Origin of the sequence: Polynucleobacter meluiroseus (genome assembly GCF_900205755.1) — a bacterium.
Taxonomy (GTDB): Bacteria; Pseudomonadota; Gammaproteobacteria; order Burkholderiales; family Burkholderiaceae; genus Polynucleobacter; species Polynucleobacter meluiroseus.
Window position 1 is genome coordinate 133,533 of the sequence record NZ_OANS01000005.1, and the last position, 16,894, is coordinate 150,426.

At 39.0% G+C, this 16,894-nt stretch carries 17 protein-coding genes and 2 tRNA genes; 12 read left to right on the forward strand and 7 right to left on the reverse strand.

The genetic code is table 11. The features are described 5' to 3' along the window. Positions 1-64 precede the first annotated feature (64 nt). The 10 genes from CP950_RS09500 to CP950_RS09550 all read left to right on the forward strand — a co-directional run bounded on the left by CP950_RS09500 (position 65) and on the right by CP950_RS09550 (position 9,449). Positions 65-141: transfer RNA gene (locus CP950_RS09500), tRNA-Pro, on the forward strand. A 37-nt stretch (positions 142-178) separates the two neighbouring features. Then, positions 179-255, forward strand: a tRNA-Arg gene (locus tag CP950_RS09505). Positions 256-637: 382 nt separating this feature from the next. Beyond that, positions 638-1,159, forward strand: coding sequence for an RNA polymerase sigma factor (locus CP950_RS09510; RefSeq protein ID WP_096674723.1), 522 nt, complete (start codon positions 638-640; stop codon positions 1,157-1,159). A gap of 2 nt (positions 1,160-1,161) precedes the next feature. Then, positions 1,162-1,818 (forward strand): hypothetical protein, encoded by a 657-nt coding sequence (locus CP950_RS09515; protein ID WP_096674725.1) that lies wholly within the window; start codon positions 1,162-1,164, stop codon positions 1,816-1,818. A gap of 125 nt (positions 1,819-1,943) precedes the next feature. Continuing rightward, positions 1,944-2,234 carry a DUF4258 domain-containing protein gene (locus CP950_RS09520; protein ID WP_096674727.1) on the forward strand — a complete coding sequence of 97 codons (291 nt, stop codon included), beginning with the start codon at positions 1,944-1,946 and terminating at the stop codon, positions 2,232-2,234. Then, positions 2,231-2,560 (forward strand): hypothetical protein, encoded by a 330-nt coding sequence (locus tag CP950_RS09525; protein WP_096674729.1) that lies wholly within the window; start codon positions 2,231-2,233, stop codon positions 2,558-2,560. Before CP950_RS09520 ends, CP950_RS09525 begins: the two co-directional genes overlap by 4 nt. Beyond that, positions 2,550-2,822, forward strand: a complete 273-nt coding sequence (locus CP950_RS09530; protein ID WP_096674731.1) for a helix-turn-helix domain-containing protein — start codon at positions 2,550-2,552, stop codon at positions 2,820-2,822. The genes CP950_RS09525 and CP950_RS09530 overlap by 11 nt, the downstream gene beginning before the upstream one ends. After that, the gene (locus CP950_RS10170; protein ID WP_096674733.1) at positions 2,819-3,016 is read left to right on the forward strand and encodes an HNH endonuclease; all 198 of its coding nucleotides are present in this window, start codon (positions 2,819-2,821) and stop codon (positions 3,014-3,016) included. Before CP950_RS09530 ends, CP950_RS10170 begins: the two co-directional genes overlap by 4 nt. After that, positions 3,013-4,686, forward strand: coding sequence for a DEAD/DEAH box helicase (locus CP950_RS09540; RefSeq protein ID WP_096674734.1), 1,674 nt, complete (start codon positions 3,013-3,015; stop codon positions 4,684-4,686). The genes CP950_RS10170 and CP950_RS09540 overlap by 4 nt, the downstream gene beginning before the upstream one ends. Positions 4,687-5,534: 848 nt before the next feature. After that, entirely contained in the window at positions 5,535-9,449 is a 3,915-nt protein-coding gene (locus CP950_RS09550; protein ID WP_096674738.1) for a CHAT domain-containing protein, read from the forward strand. Here CP950_RS09550 and CP950_RS09555 read toward each other — a convergent pair. Further along, the gene (locus CP950_RS09555) at positions 9,446-10,663 is read right to left on the reverse strand and encodes a S1C family serine protease (RefSeq protein ID WP_096674740.1); all 1,218 of its coding nucleotides are present in this window, start codon (positions 10,661-10,663) and stop codon (positions 9,446-9,448) included. The two genes, CP950_RS09550 and CP950_RS09555, sit on opposite strands and share 4 nt — an antisense overlap. Positions 10,664-10,833: 170 nt before the next feature. On the opposite strand from CP950_RS09555, the gene CP950_RS09560 reads away from it, so the two are divergent. After that, a complete protein-coding gene (locus CP950_RS09560; protein ID WP_096674742.1) occupies positions 10,834-12,042 on the forward strand; it encodes a tyrosine-type recombinase/integrase in 1,209 nt (402 codons plus the stop codon). On the opposite strand, the gene CP950_RS09565 is transcribed toward CP950_RS09560, so the two are convergent. The 5 genes from CP950_RS09565 to CP950_RS09585 form a co-directional block, all read right to left on the reverse strand. Beyond that, positions 12,039-12,623 carry a hypothetical protein gene (locus CP950_RS09565; protein ID WP_096674744.1) on the reverse strand — a complete coding sequence of 195 codons (585 nt, stop codon included), beginning with the start codon at positions 12,621-12,623 and terminating at the stop codon, positions 12,039-12,041. The genes CP950_RS09560 and CP950_RS09565 overlap by 4 nt on opposite strands. An 11-nt stretch (positions 12,624-12,634) precedes the next feature. Next, positions 12,635-12,883: a hypothetical protein gene (locus CP950_RS09570; RefSeq protein WP_096674745.1), complete on the reverse strand. Its 249-nt coding sequence runs from the start codon at positions 12,881-12,883 to the stop codon at positions 12,635-12,637. Further along, a complete protein-coding gene (locus CP950_RS09575; RefSeq protein WP_096674747.1) occupies positions 12,880-13,119 on the reverse strand; it encodes a hypothetical protein in 240 nt (79 codons plus the stop codon). Before CP950_RS09575 ends, CP950_RS09570 begins: the two co-directional genes overlap by 4 nt. 18 nt (positions 13,120-13,137) lie before the next feature. Beyond that, positions 13,138-13,836, reverse strand: a complete 699-nt coding sequence (locus CP950_RS09580; protein ID WP_096674749.1) for an AAA family ATPase — start codon at positions 13,834-13,836, stop codon at positions 13,138-13,140. Positions 13,837-13,899: 63 nt separating this feature from the next. Further along, positions 13,900-14,691 (reverse strand): hypothetical protein, encoded by a 792-nt coding sequence (locus CP950_RS09585; protein ID WP_096674751.1) that lies wholly within the window; start codon positions 14,689-14,691, stop codon positions 13,900-13,902. Positions 14,692-14,895: 204 nt separating this feature from the next. Here CP950_RS09585 and CP950_RS09590 point away from each other — a divergent pair, with 204 nt between their 5' ends. Continuing rightward, positions 14,896-15,747, forward strand: coding sequence for a hypothetical protein (locus CP950_RS09590; protein WP_096674753.1), 852 nt, complete (start codon positions 14,896-14,898; stop codon positions 15,745-15,747). On the opposite strand, the gene CP950_RS09595 is transcribed toward CP950_RS09590, so the two are convergent. Then, positions 15,739-16,305, reverse strand: a complete 567-nt coding sequence (locus tag CP950_RS09595; protein ID WP_096674755.1) for a tyrosine-type recombinase/integrase — start codon at positions 16,303-16,305, stop codon at positions 15,739-15,741. The genes CP950_RS09590 and CP950_RS09595 overlap by 9 nt on opposite strands. Positions 16,306-16,894: the final 589 nt, after the last annotated feature.

Consider the following 16,894-nt stretch of genomic DNA (forward strand, 5'->3'; position numbering starts at 1 on the left):
CAAGAAGGCAAAAACTCGCTTTTTTGCCCCTCTAAGCCATCTCGGTGTAGAATATCGATTCCGTCGGAGTGTAGCGCAGCCTGGTAGCGCACCTGCTTTGGGAGCAGGGGGTCCAAGGTTCGAATCCTTGTACTCCGACCACTTTCTCTATAGTTATTCATAAACTAATACCAGCACTCTGCCCATAGCTCAGCTGGATAGAGCAACGCCCTTCTAAGGCGTAGGTCGCACGTTCGAATCGTGCTGGGCAGGCCAAATTCTCCTAATTTAATCAAGTTTCAGGCTTATTTATTGTGATTTATTGATCTGATCATTCGTGCGCTTGAGCAGCGTAGAGACTTGCCTTGAGCCAGCGTGGCGGACCCTGTGTGACTATTAGCAACTGGGTGAATAGTAATTTTGTCGGTTTACCCGACAAAATTGGAGTCGGGGTGCTTAAGAGAAGGCTCCTAGAAAATACAGCAACCCTATTACTCAAATGCCTTGGATACTTCTTTTGCACTGGTTTTACCTTATTCGGGCTATTCACATCTTCCTATATGCTTAAATCTTCATAGAATTTATGGTGATTTTACTGATGACCCTCACAAACCTCGAGTTATATCGTCTATTACTTGCTTAAGCAAAAATATTGAGCATGCCTGATTTAACTAATCCAAAGAAAGTAATTGAATCTATATTTTTAGATCACTCCAAGAGCGTATTTAAATGGCTGCTATATAAGGGGGCAAGTAAAGCAATAGCTGAGGAAATTGTTCAAGATTCATTTATAAAGTTATACGAAAGAATTCACGACGTTGATATATTAAAAGCTAAAGCATGGCTTATTTCAACTGCAGAAAATGCTTATTTAGACTATTTAAAGAAATCTTCCACAAAAATGGAGGATTTTGAAAAGGAGCTCAACATAGATAATGCTTACTTAGAGGACAGTTCCGGGGATATCATGATTTCGGACTGTGTGACAAGAAAATTGAATGAGTTCAGGCTAAATGATCCCGAAAAGGCTTATGTGATAAGTCTTCAGCTAGATGATAAGTCTGGAGCCGAGATTGCAGAGCTATTAAATAGGTCAGAAGCAGCCACTAGAACATTTATCAAAGAAGCTAAGAAAAAATTAAAACCACTTCTGGAAGAGTGCCTGGAGTTTATTGAATAAAAATGACTATCAAAGACGATCAAAATGATGATGTATTTAGTGATGCTCAGCAAAGGGCACTAAACAATGCATTCCAAAAAATGAATACCCAATTAGGGATTGATTCCTATGATGTAAAAAAACAGGAGCAAATTCTTAAAGGACGTCTAGAGCAGATTCCTAGACCTCAACCTAAGCAGCCTAAAGTTTATAAAACATTTTCTAGGTTGAAGAATGGATTTTCTGGTCCATGGTTTACTGCAGCTATTGCTAGCTTTGGGATAGGGTTAGTTGTGAGCCGACTCTTTTTTATTGCTGAACCACTTCAAGTCGCTAATATCAATTTGACTGGCGGGCCTGAAAGAATTGTTCAGTCAGCATCTAGCAATAATGCTAGCAAAGAAGTAATGGAGGCTGCGCAATCCGTGTTGGATAAATCGGCTATTCAACCGCTTGAAATGAATATTCAAGCCTTGGATTTAGTGAATGAACGGAATAAATTGATTGGGGCAGCCCTTAAAGCGGGCCTAACAATCCAAATATCTGAGGGTGTAAATGGTGTCGCTATTCGGGTAGATGGTTTAAGAGCCGATTTACCTAAACAAAAAGAATTTAAATCACTCTTTAAGGTTCCACAGGAGCAGCAGGGGCCAATAATTTTTACTCTTATAAAACAATAAGTTACCTAGCTTTATCTATATTTTTATAGCTTTCTCTTAGAAACACCCCTCACAAAACACCTCCTCACTCTTCTATTAGTCATAGGGCTTCAATTTAGCCCTCAACTAGTAAAGATGAGGTGGTTATGTACACAAAGCATGCACAAAAGCGCATTAGTCAACGCGGCATCCAGCCGTTTGTTTGCGAAATGCTACTTGCCTATGGCGAAAAAAGGTTCGATGGTCACGGAGGGTTAATTAGATATTTTAGCGAACGTTCCATATCGCGATTGATATCTGATAAAGGCATCAGCTATTGCAAGAAAAACATTAAAAGCTTTAGAACCTACTTGGTTGAATCAACAACAGATGGTGGAATCATTACCGCCGGGATTAATCATGTAAATCATAAATTCAAAGCTTTGAGTGCAGCATGAATAGCCCAACCCAAATCCGTACGCTATTCCAAATATTAAAAAGTGCATCTGGGTCTAAGTATAAAGATCACCAACTTCTTCAATATGCAAATTCATTATTCGAGCTTTTTGATGATGATTTCGATGACGGCTATCAATACAAGCCATCCTTTGATGATCCCAGCATTAGGGATGTTTATTACGCAATGAGTATGAGTCGGTATGAAATGTTTAATCAAGAAAAAGAACTTCTGAAATCAGTTTATGAAAGCGAGTCGGATGATTTTTTAACATCAAAGTCATGGAAATCCCCCTTTAACTTTGTAGGAGCAATGAATGAATGCTAATCGTTATGGAAATACTCTAGCTCTAAAAGAACATATGGTGTCAGGAAAGCCAATTACAGGTTTAGAAGCGCTTGTTTTATTTGGAGTAGCTTCTTTAACTAAAAACATCTCCTTGATGAGAAGGGAAGGGTGGTTTATTGAATCCAAAAAAGTCCCTTACAAAAAAGTTCTTGTTCGTATTAATAAATATGCTCTCGTTCGCCCCCCTAAAAATTTACCAATAGAAGAGATTGTTATGACCGAGTATTGGGTAAAAAAATGAGAAGATTTTTTGATAAAAATCAGAGATCTATATTGCTGTGGATATCTGGCGGGTACTGCAGTAATTGCAGGGCGAGACTTGATAAAGGTTTTCATGCGGATCACGTATTCGCGTATACGCACGGCGGAAAAACTATAACAAATAACGGACAAGCATTGTGTGTTATTTGTAACTTAAAAAAAGGTAGTAAATGAATATTAAATTAAGACCTTGGCAGATTGAAGCGCACCAGAAGGCATTAAAGTGGCTAGTACAAGATAGAGCTGATCGCCATTTTTTAATTAATGCTGCCCCTGGTGCTGGTAAAACGCTCGCAGCTTGTGCTATCGCAAAAACTTTGCTTGATAAACAAGAGGTGAATAGGGTTATTGTCATTGCGCCCAGGACTCAAGTTGTTACGCAGTGGGCCGAAGACTTTACCCGCGTTACTGGCCGACATATGGGGAAGGTAACAGCTAGAGATGGTGAGATCCAAGGTTTAGGTATGGACGTATGTGCTACTTGGTCAGCAATTCAAGGTCTACTGCCAGAATTACAGGCAGTTTGCCGGACGGCAAAGGTATTGGTAATCTGTGATGAGCATCATCATGCTGCCGTTCAAGCTGCCTGGGGAGATGGTGCAGGAGACGCATTCCTAGACTCTAAGTTTGTTCTGGTGTTAACTGGAACTCCAATACGCTCAGATGGTTCTGAATCTGTATGGTTGGCATATGACGATAACGGGGCTATTTCCCACCCTGAAGAGGGAACATATACCCTTAATTATGGCGAGGCAGTAGATTTGGGGTATTGCCGTCCAATTACCTTTCATAAACATCAAGGTCGTTTTACAGTCGATCTTGACGGAGAGCAAATTAAGATCTCAGGTGATCAGGATACTCAGATTCCAAAAAATCTAGCTCGAATTCCTGGACTACAAACTGCTTTAGATTTTTACAAATTAGCTAAGACGCCACAATTTATACCAGGTACTTCTGAGCCGCTCATGACTGGTTACCAAGCTTCAATGGTTGAGGCTGGAATTGAGAAATTGAATCAACTACGATACACAATGCCTGAGGCTGGAGGTTTAGTAATAGCACCAAATATTGAGATTGCTGAGTTTATGGCAGACTTATTGGAAAAGTTGGATGGTGAAAAACCAATTGTTGTTCACAGTCAATTAGCAAATGCAGAGGACAAAATCAAGCAGTTCAAGAATACAAACCGTAAATGGTTAGTTTCTGTTGCTATGGTTGCGGAAGGTGTGGATATTAAGCGTTTAAGGGTCTTAATTTATCTGCCAAACGCATTAACTGAGCTAGCATTTAGACAAGCTATGGGGCGGGTTGTAAGAACAGCTTCTTATGAAGATTTTTCGCGTGCATATGTAGTTATGCCAGCATTTAAAACATTCGAGAAATATGCAAAACGAGTCGAGGAGGAAATGTCTCCCGCACAACGTTTAGATTCGGGAGCGCCAAAAGAAAAAGTCTGCCCAGAATGCAATGAATTTAATCCCTTAGGGGCCAAAATTTGTTCCTGCGGGCATGAATTCCCAAGTGGGCCAGAAGTTCTAAAAGTCAAAAAATGCCTGTCTTGCGGTTCCCTTAATCCAGCTAGCGCTGATCGTTGCCATGCATGCGGTAACTTATTTTCTTCCGATTTTTCTTTATCTTTAGACGAGGCTCTTCGGGTTGGGGCAATTGTTAGAGGGATTGAGTTAGATGAAGAAGAAACTCGGGATTCTGAAAGTATTGCCCCCAATATGCGGTCATTAATTTTAAAAAGTGGAGATCAGAACCTTATTAAATTTATTAAAAGTTTTCCCGAGGAAAGTTGGTCTCGACTTGGGAAATTTTATGAAGAGTCTAAAAGATCTTGATAGAAAGTAAGTGATCTGAATGCATATAGAAAATATACAGAAGATAATAGAGTGTAGAAAAATTCTTGAAAGAGAGCTCTATGTTAGACACACTCTAATTACCTATGATCTAATTCTTGACATATTGCAAGCACACCTGGAGGGTAAGTCTTCTTCCATTAAGGAGCTATGTGCTGTATCAATTAGAAGTACCTTAAACACTAGAAAACATATCAACTTTCTTCAAAGAGATGGATTGGTTGAATTTTCTAATGGTGTGCATGACAAACGTCTTCGTCTAGTCACAGCAACGCCAAAATTAATTCACTTAGTTGATAATTTATTAAATGGATGGAGTTTATAGAAACTTTATAGGCATACAAAGTATGTACATGCTAAAGAAGAAATTAGCAGTAATACTACTATCTGAGAATTAGCCGCTACCAACCCTTTATGGTTGGAGCTTGTGGAGCCTGGCGAGGGGTATTGATCGTTGTATTGACTGGTGGTGGTGAGGTTAATACTGTATTCGTACCCTGATATACACCTCCTGCAGAATAGTAGGTAGTCTGCCCATTATCTATCTGTGAAGAGCCAGTGCTCTGTCCCTGAGTGTTATGGGTACTTGTAACACCACTGGGACTTGTCAGAGAGTAGCCCTTGTACTGGCCATTAGAATCATAAACAGCCTGGGCTATTACATTGGTGCAGATAAAAAGTAGAATTGAGATGTATCTCATGACCCCATGCTACCCCTTCTAAATTAAATGGCAAATTTTATTGAACCCCTGAGTAGCCTCGATGCAGACGCTAATATGTGTAGAAAGAGATTTGAGAATTGTATTAGGCAGCGCATAAAATCAACATAGATGAAGATATTTCTCCTTATTATCCTACTTGGATTTTCAAGCCATGCAATATCAGGCACGGAAGATGCTGTAAAACTTCTAAATGACGGCAAGGGTATGGAGGCAATAAAGATACTAGAGGCAAATGTAGCTGCTTCCGAGGGCGATGCCAAGCTTGCTGCTTCCTATGAGTTGGTAGATGCGTGTATGTTGCTTGATGATGAATATTGTTTAGCTAGAATTTATGAAGCCTCTTGGAAGAAGATGGATGAGTACCTTAAAAGGTACGATCCAAAAGATAAGACTCAAATTGATACTTGGCGTCAAATATTTGATGCAAATTCTGCCTATCACTTCAACGTAATGCTAAATGGACTTGCAGAAAAAAATTTAGGGGCAGCATTAGCTCATGAGGAAAAGGGATTTCATGGAAATCCTAATTCTCCCCATGGTGGATTGAGATTGGTTGGCCAAGCTGCCATTGCTTCCTTTCTAGGCAAGCAGCCATATGCAGAGCAGCAATTAAGGCGAGCAAGGGCACTTATATTGAATAAGGATCCTGGAACTCTGCAGGCTCAAACTAATTTAGCTTTTTTACATGAGACTTCACTGTTTTATATGAATGACTCTCGCGATATTAGCCGCTGGTTTGATGCAAATACAGCAGTATTTCGTCAAACAGGCAAAGATGCCTCAAATTACCTAAATCCTTATATTTTCCAAAGGTTAGCTTTGGTTTTATATAACTCCGGTATTCTGGATAAAGCAAGGCGCATTATGTTGGCTGAGCAGATACATGCGCGTTTCCTTCTGCTCCAGATTGCTGAAGAATCAAGACTATCAAGGAAGAAGGAGGAATTTTATGCTTTTCTTTCCTTTGGGGATCCTGCAAATAAATTAGGCTTAAGTTTTGATCCAATTGCGGAGCTGAATAAACTCAAATCTACTTCTTTTGGAGCTATGGGTGTAAAAGCTTATTTGAGTATTGAATCAGGATCTCAAAATACAGCTGAGCTCTCTGCAATGCTGACAAATTTTAATACTAATTATAAAAAACTAGGAACTTCAACTCAGTTGAACTTGGCTCCAACTAAGGCGATTCTTGAGTCCCTTATTGCAAAGGCAGAAAATAATCCTACAAAGGAGGCAGAGTTTTTAGAACTCTATATTGACTCACTTATTGATTTTTTTGGGAAAAAGGGCTATAGAGTTGGAGATAACAATCCAATCCAAACAAATCCCGCTATAACAGTACAGTGGTATGTGCTTAATAGGCTAGGGAAAATAAAACCAACTAGCGTAAAAAGAATAAATTTAGGCTTATTGATGCTGCAGTCTATTAACTCAAGTCAATTTGGCGATGAGGAGTCGTCATATTCAATACTATCCAAAGCGAAAAATGATCTTGAGGTTGAGCAAGCCCTTAATTTTATAACTCTTAAAGAGCGCTACGGTAATTATGTATCACGTGCCTATAAAGACTCGTCTGATGCATTGATAAAAAATCAAACTATATCTAAGCCGGAGGAGAAATTAGTTGTTCGCGCAGAATCTAGTTCATTTTTACTTGATATGTTCTCTAAGTCAAATGAGCAACTGCAAGATATTCGAGCACAAAAAAACGATTCCTTTCTAGTTGACTATAAAGACATCTCAAAAAGATTGAGCGGTAGTGAAATGGCCATACTGTCTGCAAAAAATGATTTATTTTCGATTGCAGTTTTTATATCACAAAAATCTGTAAAGTTAAAAATCATTGACGACTTAGATTCGGAATTTTCTTCTTCACGTAAACTGCTACTATCTCAAAACATTATAGAGAAAACCCAAGCTGAGCTTAAAGACAGCTCTATTAAATTTAGTAAAGCACTTTTTCAAGGGGTTCCGTTTTCGGGGATCAAAAAGATATATCTTTTGAATGGTCCATCTTTAGCAGGCGTTCCATACACATTACTGTCTACCCCCCAAGGTGGCTGGTTAATTAAGGACATAACAGTCCGTGCATTTCATGCGACTCCACAATTTCTTGCTGTTAACCCACCTATAAATGACTATCGTCCTACTTATATATACGTGGGCTTTGCAAACCCAATTCTTAGAAGTGATGATGAAACCTCTTCAGTAAGAAATACGGCAAATTTGATACGTGGAAGTTCATCTAGAAATGTTACATCCTTACCGGAACTGCCAGAGACAGAATTAGAGGTTCGTGCATTTGCTAAATCTCTAGGGGGTAATTCTCTTATCTATGCTGGCAGTAGAGCTACAGTTGAAAATTTATTTCAACTGAACTTAAATGAGATTGAGGTTCTTGGATTTGCAACCCATGGCGTTATGGTTGGTGAAGTTGACGGTGTTGATTCGCCCTCGATAGTTTTAACGCCTCATAATGATTCAGGGTTAGTCACTTCTGAGATTTTATTTTCTTTGCATGGAGCTCCTAAGGTTGCAATTCTGTCTACTTGTAATTCTAAGACGATTAGCGATTCTCTAGATCAATCAGAGATCACTTCGCTTGCCACATCTTTTTCACTAAAAGGAACAAAATCAGTTATTGCTTCTTATTGGGCCGTCAACTCTGAAGGTACTTCAAGGTTAATGACTACTATGGCAAGATATATCGGGCAAGGGCTTACATATGCAGAGGCTTTAAACAAGTCTCAGCTAGATCTAATGGCAAGTAAAGAGTTTTCTCATCCTGCTTTCTGGGCTGCATTTATTGGTATTGGTGATTTTGCTGTTAAGACTGGGTCATTTTTAAATGGAAACCGTAAGTCCTTCAATGGCTTTTTAATTGATTCTGTCCTTTCTAAGAAAGACGGGTTGCTACTAACTAACCATAAGATAGCGGCTCCTACACCAGGAGTCTTTTCCCTTAACAACGACCTAGTTGTGCAGGACAATAATTACTTTTCTGGGTTAAATGTTCAATCGGTAAAGGCCTATCAATATCAAAATAAAATATTTTTAGGTGTTCACGATGACTCTAATTATACTATTTTTGATAATACTGATAAAGCTATCAAACCTAGAAAAATCTGCTCATTTCCAGTGGGGTCTGAATGGTATACAAAAAAGTTCTTTTCAACGGATCAAATTGCATATGTACTTTTTTCAAGATTTAGAGACGGCTTGAACGAGCCGGCAGTAGCGTCTATAAATTTAGCGTCTTGTGAAGTTAGGACAAATATTTTTTCTGGTGCGTTATTTGCTAACGGCGAAGATGTTGGGATACAACCCTTAATAGACAAGAATAAGTTTCTATTTTACTCAACGCGAACAGTTAAGGATTCCACCATATACAAGGCCTATGCAGATGAGCTAAATTTTCCAAGAAATTGTAGTTTTAAAAATAAACTTGAATACTACGTTTTAGATTCTAATTTTAAGGTCCTTAATTCAGGAAGGGAGTTAAATCTAAGGATTCCTGAAAACTCAAGTCATTCCCGAGAGTGGATACATGCGATATATACAAACGAATGTACTTTTGAGAATTTACCAAAAAAAATAAACACAGCTTGGTTTGAGCAAAAGTATTTATTTCATGATGATGTTGGGAATTTAGTTCGGTCAGGCTTAACTGAAGAGGAACGATTAATAGGCAGAAACTTTACGCAAGTTATGAGTTGGTCAAGCATTCCTGGCGGTGATCTCATTTATATAGATGGTAGCCCAGGATTAACTTCCATACTTTTTGCATCTAGAGCAAAAATTACCTTATCTGAGCAGTCCAAGCAAGCAGCTGTTAATTCTGAATTTAGTCAGTTTGTCTATCAGATCAGTAAAAAGAAATGGCTAAGAGTAGGTTCTTCAAGCGAATGCCCAGTCATGTATCCTTTGGCGTTTGATCGCGATATCTTATTTGCCTGTAATAAATTCCAGGGCCAGAGTCCTGAAAAGAGTTCCAGCTTTATTTTTAAGGCCCCACTAAATTAGCTAATTTTTTCTAGAGTAGTAGGAACGGCTTTCCCATCAGGATGCTTTCCAATAAGATCAATCTTTCCATCATGATTTGAGTCATGGTAAGAAATATCCCACTTGCCATCTCTATTTGTATCCATAACAATGACGTCCCATTTCCCATCATCATTGGTGTCTACTAGAAATACTATTGGCTTTGTTTTATCAAGAGGTACTTTCAAAAGCATGTCTATACGACCAGAACATTTTGTGTCATAGGCAATGTAGTCATAAGGGCCATCTTTATCTTTATCCTTACCTTTGCCATAAATGTTGTCTCCACAATTTTGTTTTGAAGCTGTTGAGGCAGTTCTGGATCCTTCTTGAGATATGAATTGTTTTACGTCATCTGCTGAAACTGCATAATTTAAGCCTGGTGAATTTGTGGCCATAAAACTGTTTATTCCAATGAGTTTTCTTTGGTCATCAACAAGAGGGCCGCCTGAGTTTCCAGGGTTTATTGGTGTTTGAGTTTGGACTATCTTTGCCTCTCTCTTGACAGAATTTTTACCTTCAGACCATTGATAGTTATCCCTAACTGCACTCACATAGCCTCTTGTGTAAGTCCAATATTCACCTTTGGGGTGTCCAATTGCATGTGCATCTTCACCAACCCTTGGAGAACCACTTGTGATTGCAATTGGTCTTGCGGATGACGGAATAGCATCAACCTTAATTAGTGCCAAATCTTTGAATTCATTAATTTTCGTTACTTTACCTAGAACGGCATCTTTTCTATTTAGATTGGTGCTAGTTCCAGCGGGCTTAAAAAATACTGCAACTTCTTTAGCTTTTCCAACGACATGTTGATTAGTGATAATGTAGCCAGTATCTGTGATGAGCGCTCCACTACCCAATCCATCCCCAGCAACAATCAAAACGGTACCTGCAGAAATTTGATCATATATAGCTGCTTCAGCAGCGCCCCTCGATTTTGAGGTATTTTTTAGCTTTACATCTCGTACTGCTGTATTTAAATTTGATTCAAACGCAATAGACTGTTTTGTTGTTCCATCAAGTTTAGGTCCATCAGGGGTATTGGGATCTAATGTTTGAGGTTCAGTATTAATAGGCTGATTAAGTAGCGTTCTAGCCAATTCAGCTTCATTTGCACCCCACGAAGAATTGGCTGCTATACATGCCACAACTAAGATAAATGTGCATGAGAGTTTGCTATTTAAATTCTTCATTGATTCCACTCCGAAGTAATAGGCTATATTAAGCAAGAATTACTATAAATTCATTGAGGATAGTATAGCTATTATGAGATTTAATTTGTCGGTTAACCCGACAAATTTTCTGATCGACCTTAATTAAATCTGAAACTAAGCTACAAGCGTCATTTAAAAGGACGCTTGTTATGAATAATCTATCGTTTTTATTTGCTGCCAAGACTCTTGATCAAGAATCCATCAAACTCCTTGATGGTGATTTGACTCTCTATAAGAGACCCAATAGTCACCAGTGGCAATGCCGCTTTAAGCTCTCTACTGGTGCTTGGCACTCCGCCAGCACTGGATCTGATCAGTTAGCTGAAGCCACTACCCAAGCTATTTCTATATATGAAACCGTTAAGGTCAAGCTGGCCAGTGATCTAGCCATTAAGACTCGGACTTTTCGGCAATTGGCAAATCAAGAGCTAGCCGCAGCTGCCCGAGTAGTCCATGCCAATCCCAATAAACGTACCCATGTTGACTATATTCATATCTATACCAAATACCTGATCCCATTTTTTGGCGCCTATCAAATTAATGACATTACCCAAGAAGTAGTAGATGACTATGCGGCTTGGCGCATATCTCAGATGGGTAAGGATCCCAAGTCTTATACGCAAAGGCGCCATGCTGGTCTTTATAAGCGGGTAATTGAGCGAGCTAAAGAGCAGGGCTTAATTCACCAGCAACGAACTATTCCATTATTAGAAGTAGCCGGAGATAAACCTGAAGCCAGACCAGCCTTTAATCAACAAGAGGTCAGTTACTTATTGGAATACATGCAGGACTGGGAACGCTTTGGCCGTAATCAACGCAGTAACCATATGCGTAGACTTTGCCGCGTGTATGTGGAGTTCTTGTTAGGCACAGGCATTAGGCAGGGCACCGAAAGTATGCCAATCCGCTGGAAATCGTTGCAATGGCACTGGATAGGTGAGCAGCGGTATTTAAGAGTTTGGGTATCAGGTAAGACCGGCCCTAGGTATCTGATTGCCAAGCATTTTGTGGTTGAGGCCTTAGAGCGATTAATTGCTTGGCAGGCTTTACCTTATCCGAACCTAGATTCTATTATTGAAGCCAAGCTAGATCGCAGGGTATTCGTGTTTCCGGAGGGGGATGCTCCTCATAGTCTAGATAGTGTGTTTGAGAGGCTCATGGTTGAATCTGGATTGTTTAAAGATGCCACTGGCAAGAATAGAACCTTATATAGTCTTCGCCATACCTATGCCACATTCGCACTAGCTGAAGGTGTTGATATACACACCCTAGCTAGGCAAATGGGCACTTCGACTTTAATGATTGAGCGTCATTACTCAAAACTTACTCCTATGATGGCAGCTGAGAAGTTAGCTTAAATAGATTTTGACAAAGTAGTAGATTGCAGGTCAATTCTGTTGGCTATGCCAAACCGTAGCTTTGATTTTAATAGAACAGATAACTCAGCTTCTAGTGTTGTTTTATGGCGCCAAGGAAGGTATTTGGTTAGAATTTGCTCAACCCATTCATCCTTGCTAGATAGGTTACGCTCAGCTACTACTTTGAAAACACCAAGCGCTTCATAGTAGCAACTAATTGCATCATGCAGGATTAATTTCATATCCCGTACTTTTTTAATAGCACTTAGTAATTTAGACGCATCCTGAACAGAATTAGCAGAGTCAACCCAATAGATCTGTAATTTCTTGTCTGAAAAATAAGCCAGTAAAAAATCAAACAACTTCGGGTTATTCATGACCAAAAAGTAGCGGTTCTCCGATTCATTAAAGAAGTTATCTACTAGTTTTATTTCCAATAATTCATCTTCAATAGAGTTTATTCGCTTGGAGTACTCGGACAAGTAAATTTTACTTTTTAGTCCAGAAATATTCTGAAAAAAATCTTCCGAAAAATCATCGGAAGTTTTATCGAATACAAGGTAGGCTCTTGGGTATCGCATAAAAATGATCCCTATTCAGCCGACGATGGCTTTTCAACCCAATCAGATACTTCTGATGGAGCATCATCACTCAAATCTATTTGTGTAATGTCGTCAATTACTAGGCTTTGGTTTATATCTCCTTTTTCAAAAAGACCTTCTATATCGGTATGGTTAAAAATATCCACTGCTTCCTCTTCAGAATTGGCTTCCGCTGTGAAAACTCCGAAGATATGAGCTGAATAGATAATTTCATAGATTTGCATGACTGGTTTGCTCATTTCAGACCACCCAATAGCTTGCAAGTTGGAAATGAAATTACTTTTGCCGTCTCAGGTTTTTTCTTTGAGGAAGTAGATAGTGTTTCCATATAGCTAGACCATGCACTCTTGGCTGGCCTAGGCGGGTAATGCATTCCTGTACGGGGCCAAATATAGGGCTTATAGCTAGTATTGTTGGAATTAGTATTACCATTGTCTGTAATGGTGATGTTGAGAGTTATTGCAATGTGTTTCATGACGGTTCCTTTGAAAAGTTATTTTTTAGGTTGCTGGCGCTTAGCTTCAGCAATTTCTATGTCAGTAAAGATAGTTCTAGCAGAGCCATAGCCTGCATTGACAATGCCTGCAATCGCATTAGCTGATGGTGTGGGAAGATTTGACTGTGAATAAATATCCACAATTTTCTTAACCCATGCTGTTGTAGGCGCTGCATTCATATCTAATAAAATTGAGCGATTGATGATGCCTTTATCAACTTTGTTTAAATTATTAGTAGTTAGAATGAATACCACATGCGTGTAATTCATTACAGCCTTTAATGAGGCATGAGCTGCTGCGGTAAGATTGTCAACCTCATCCAAAATAACAAAGTGTAAATTACTAGCATTCAAGCTGACTAAGCTACAGCGCTGTTGAATAGTGCTAATAAGGTTAGCTCCATTTTGGCCCTGAGCGCAACTGTGAAAGTCGTAATAAGGATTTTGCGTGTCAGTAATTTTTCCAACACCAACTGTCTGCAAAGCATCAGTTGTTTTTGCAGTATCAATCCACCCTGGCAGCAAATAGGCCATGGTAGTTTTACCTGTGCCAAAGGTGCCATATAACAATAAAGTAGAGACACCATTAGCGGGAAAGCTAACAGTTCCATCAATAACTGCTTCAAGTTTTGTCCGCGTGTGCGGCATTAGTACAAAGTCATCCGGAGATGACGGTTTTTCAATTACAAGTGCCATGCTGATCTCCTATCAGTTAGGGCATCGTGCACTACCTTTCTATCAGTTTTCATCGCTTACTTACTACGAATTGACTACTTGAGAGATTGCTGCATCTCGCATAGATTCATCATTGCTAGCTTTCTGTTCTGGAAGTTTCTTTTCAGCTTCTTCCTTCATAGAGCTTGCAAGACTAGATAAAACAGCAGTGATTGCAGATCCACTTTGAACTACTCGGCGAATAGCAAAACTGCCATTTGCCTCATGCGTTGAAAGTAAAATTACAGAGCCTTCGTAATCAACGGCTTTGAAATTGGCTGCCAGATCATCACTTTGAACTGATGCCAAAATCTTGCCATTTAACGCTAGCGCTCCAATCCCTGCTTTTTCTTTAGCAGTCTTGTGATTAGGTGAACGGGAGCGGCGTACCTGCTCCGCACCACCAGCTGAACGAAAAAATTGAGGGATATCTAATACCCCAATATTTTTGGCAGCAGCCTCACGAAGTGCAATTGAATACGCACTGACTAATCGGCGCTCATGCCCAAAAACCGCACGAACAATACGTGTGATTAATGGCGCATCTGCATTAGCAGTGGGAAATTGCTCTTTGTAGTACTCTTTAAAAGCACTTTTAAGCCCCATTGCATTAGAGCTTGTGCTATCCATGGATTTGTACAGGGCATAACAGCTCTGCAAAATCTCATACAAACGCTCATTACTACGAGTAACCTCCGTTGCTTGCCAGTCCACACGTTGTGCGATTAGAGCGTCGAAGGCGGTTTTCACAGATTTGATAGCAGTTTGAGTAAGCTCAACTACCAACGATTTGACGGACTGTGATACCGTCTTTTCTTCTACAGATACTTGATCCATATAAGCCTTTCTAATAAAATTAAGTAAAACCTAAGCCAGCCAAGCTACAGCTAGCATAGGGCTTTGTCGGTTTTCCCGACAATTTGAAAGGTAGTGCACGATTTGTTAAAGAGCGATTAAAACTGATGTAGTGATTGGGCTCCTAACTTTTAAGGAACGCACTTATACAAAATAGGCTTATATCTATTTTGTATAAGCAAAATTATGAAAAAACTACAAGCTTTTGGAGAGGGCTGGAAGGAAATTGGCCAATATGGCACTTTTAGGCATGATTTCTTCTACAAGTTTTTGCAAATTAGCCCTAGTTATCAACTAGCTTATAAAAAACTTATAAAAAAAGAACAAATTAGTACTGATGCGATGCCAAAAGATTTTGATGTGATATTAGATAACTTTAAAAAGTTCGGAAATGTATTTGATTCAAATTATATTTTTTGGTGGCACGATATTGGCCACAAAATATTTGAAAGAAATGGCAATACAAATTTAGCATTTAGTATTGATACAAGTCTTAGTAAAGATGAATTAATAAAGCAATTTACCGAATTAGTTGATCGTATAAAAGTTCAGCATGATTTAACTGTAAACGATGGCATCAAGTTGCTGAGTAATAAAATTACTGCTCATTCATTGCATCGTAGGCATTACATTGTTATGGCTAAAGCTGAGTTCTTTTTAAATAAGGTAAAAAAAGAACAGAATTGGACTTTGGCTTTATTTTGCAATTTAAGTAAAAAATTTAAAGACTTTTCACAAGAAGATCTGGAGCAAACTCCTAATTCAGAAGATAACAAAATTTATCTTAATATCTTGACAAGTAATGCTTTAAAGGAAGCGTATTGGATTGCTGAGAATGCTGCTAGGGGCAAATTTCCTTGCCTAGATAAAATTGATAGCGAATTGAAGTTTGATTACCGTTTTTTAAATAAATTCTATGTTAATTTCCACAAAAATCTTATTTCTACAATGCTAGATGCTGAAAGAAATGGAGATAATTACATGAAATTCATAGACCCATCTAAATTGGTCAAAGGCAGAAAGAAGAAATCAAATTAATTCCACTGCATTTCTCTTTTGCTCATCGTTGACTTCGATATACCTTTGAGTCACTGCAATAGATCTATGACCGGCAAGGCTGGCTAAGATTCGAACACCGATGCCTTTATTAGCCAAAGTAGTAATAAAGAACTTTCTCCCTGAATGACTGCTACCGCCGCAAATTCCTACATTCTTGTAAAGCTGAAAGAACCAGACACATAAGCCATTACCGCTAAAGCCTAGGCGGTTATCAGTATGGAAGAAGGGGATATCGGCCCCTTTAACATGTCTTGTCTTTAGGTAATTGGCTAATTCAGTCTGCAAACGCTGTGATACAAAGACTGTTCTGGGATGTTTTCCTTTGGTTTGCTCTGCTGTTAGTCGGATTTCATTCTTGATCGTGCCATCAGGATTAACAACAGACCCCATTTTTAGACTTGCGATCTCGGCGACCCGAAGGCCACCAAGAAAGCTAGTGAGAATGATTGCTCTATCGCGTAGTGCATATTTTTTGGTGCTAACGTAATCAAGTACTTGATCAAGTTCTGCTTGGGATAAGGTTTTTGCTTGTGCCATTTTTTAATTTCTCCATAAATAAAAGGTGCGTTTTAAGTATGTTTTCTTATTGCAAAAAGGTCGACCTTAATTTTGTCGGTTTACCCGACAAAAATTCGTCCAAGATTCAATGACTTACAAAGCAGGTTAAGATTATTTATATTTTCTTAACCTACATCTTTATGTAAGTATTTATGAAAGTAGTGCTTTTTCGTGGGATTTAGACGACACGAAAAATCCTTAAAAGTGGGGTCCCCATAAAACCCCTCAAAACAACGCTATACGCGGCTGATTAACTCCTCCAGTAGTTGCTTATTTCCCCCGAAAAATGCGCCGTTTGTAGACGGTTTTTGAGGTGAATTTAGTTCCGCAAGCGTAGTAGCGATGAGTGCTGGCGTGGGCTTGCCAGGAATCCTAGCAATGCAACTGCGTACAGGCAATTCCCAATGTTCGCTTAATTCAAGGTCTTGATCGTCTATTTGAATCAGAATGCGATTATGGTTTAGGTCTAATGCGGTAATCCCCCCACCCCTTAACCTGACTTAAAAGTAGAATTTCTAAGTTGTTTGATTTAAAGGAAATTCTATGAAAACCTCCCGTTTTACCGATA

What these genes read in the sequence shown, in the direction of transcription:
- CP950_RS09525 (WP_096674729.1), top strand. Translation starts at nt 2,231, where the DNA reads ATGAATAGCCCAACCCAAATCCGTACGCTATTCCAAATATTAAAAAGT.
- CP950_RS09540 (WP_096674734.1), top strand. Translation starts at nt 3,013, where the DNA reads ATGAATATTAAATTAAGACCTTGGCAGATTGAAGCGCACCAGAAGGCA.
- CP950_RS09530 (WP_096674731.1), top strand. Translation starts at nt 2,550, where the DNA reads ATGAATGCTAATCGTTATGGAAATACTCTAGCTCTAAAAGAACATATG.
- CP950_RS09570 (WP_096674745.1), bottom strand. Translation starts at nt 12,883, where the DNA reads ATGAGCAAACCAGTCATGCAAATCTATGAAATTATCTATTCAGCTCAT.
- CP950_RS09575 (WP_096674747.1), bottom strand. Translation starts at nt 13,119, where the DNA reads ATGAAACACATTGCAATAACTCTCAACATCACCATTACAGACAATGGT.
- CP950_RS09580 (WP_096674749.1), bottom strand. Translation starts at nt 13,836, where the DNA reads ATGGCACTTGTAATTGAAAAACCGTCATCTCCGGATGACTTTGTACTA.
- CP950_RS09550 (WP_096674738.1), top strand. Translation starts at nt 5,535, where the DNA reads ATGAAGATATTTCTCCTTATTATCCTACTTGGATTTTCAAGCCATGCA.
- CP950_RS09515 (WP_096674725.1), top strand. Translation starts at nt 1,162, where the DNA reads ATGACTATCAAAGACGATCAAAATGATGATGTATTTAGTGATGCTCAG.
- CP950_RS09510 (WP_096674723.1), top strand. Translation starts at nt 638, where the DNA reads ATGCCTGATTTAACTAATCCAAAGAAAGTAATTGAATCTATATTTTTA.
- CP950_RS09585 (WP_096674751.1), bottom strand. Translation starts at nt 14,691, where the DNA reads ATGGATCAAGTATCTGTAGAAGAAAAGACGGTATCACAGTCCGTCAAA.
- CP950_RS09595 (WP_096674755.1), bottom strand. Translation starts at nt 16,305, where the DNA reads ATGGCACAAGCAAAAACCTTATCCCAAGCAGAACTTGATCAAGTACTT.
- CP950_RS09555 (WP_096674740.1), bottom strand. Translation starts at nt 10,663, where the DNA reads ATGAAGAATTTAAATAGCAAACTCTCATGCACATTTATCTTAGTTGTG.
- CP950_RS09560 (WP_096674742.1), top strand. Translation starts at nt 10,834, where the DNA reads ATGAATAATCTATCGTTTTTATTTGCTGCCAAGACTCTTGATCAAGAA.
- CP950_RS09520 (WP_096674727.1), top strand. Translation starts at nt 1,944, where the DNA reads ATGTACACAAAGCATGCACAAAAGCGCATTAGTCAACGCGGCATCCAG.
- CP950_RS09590 (WP_096674753.1), top strand. Translation starts at nt 14,896, where the DNA reads ATGAAAAAACTACAAGCTTTTGGAGAGGGCTGGAAGGAAATTGGCCAA.
- CP950_RS10170 (WP_096674733.1), top strand. Translation starts at nt 2,819, where the DNA reads ATGAGAAGATTTTTTGATAAAAATCAGAGATCTATATTGCTGTGGATA.
- CP950_RS09565 (WP_096674744.1), bottom strand. Translation starts at nt 12,623, where the DNA reads ATGCGATACCCAAGAGCCTACCTTGTATTCGATAAAACTTCCGATGAT.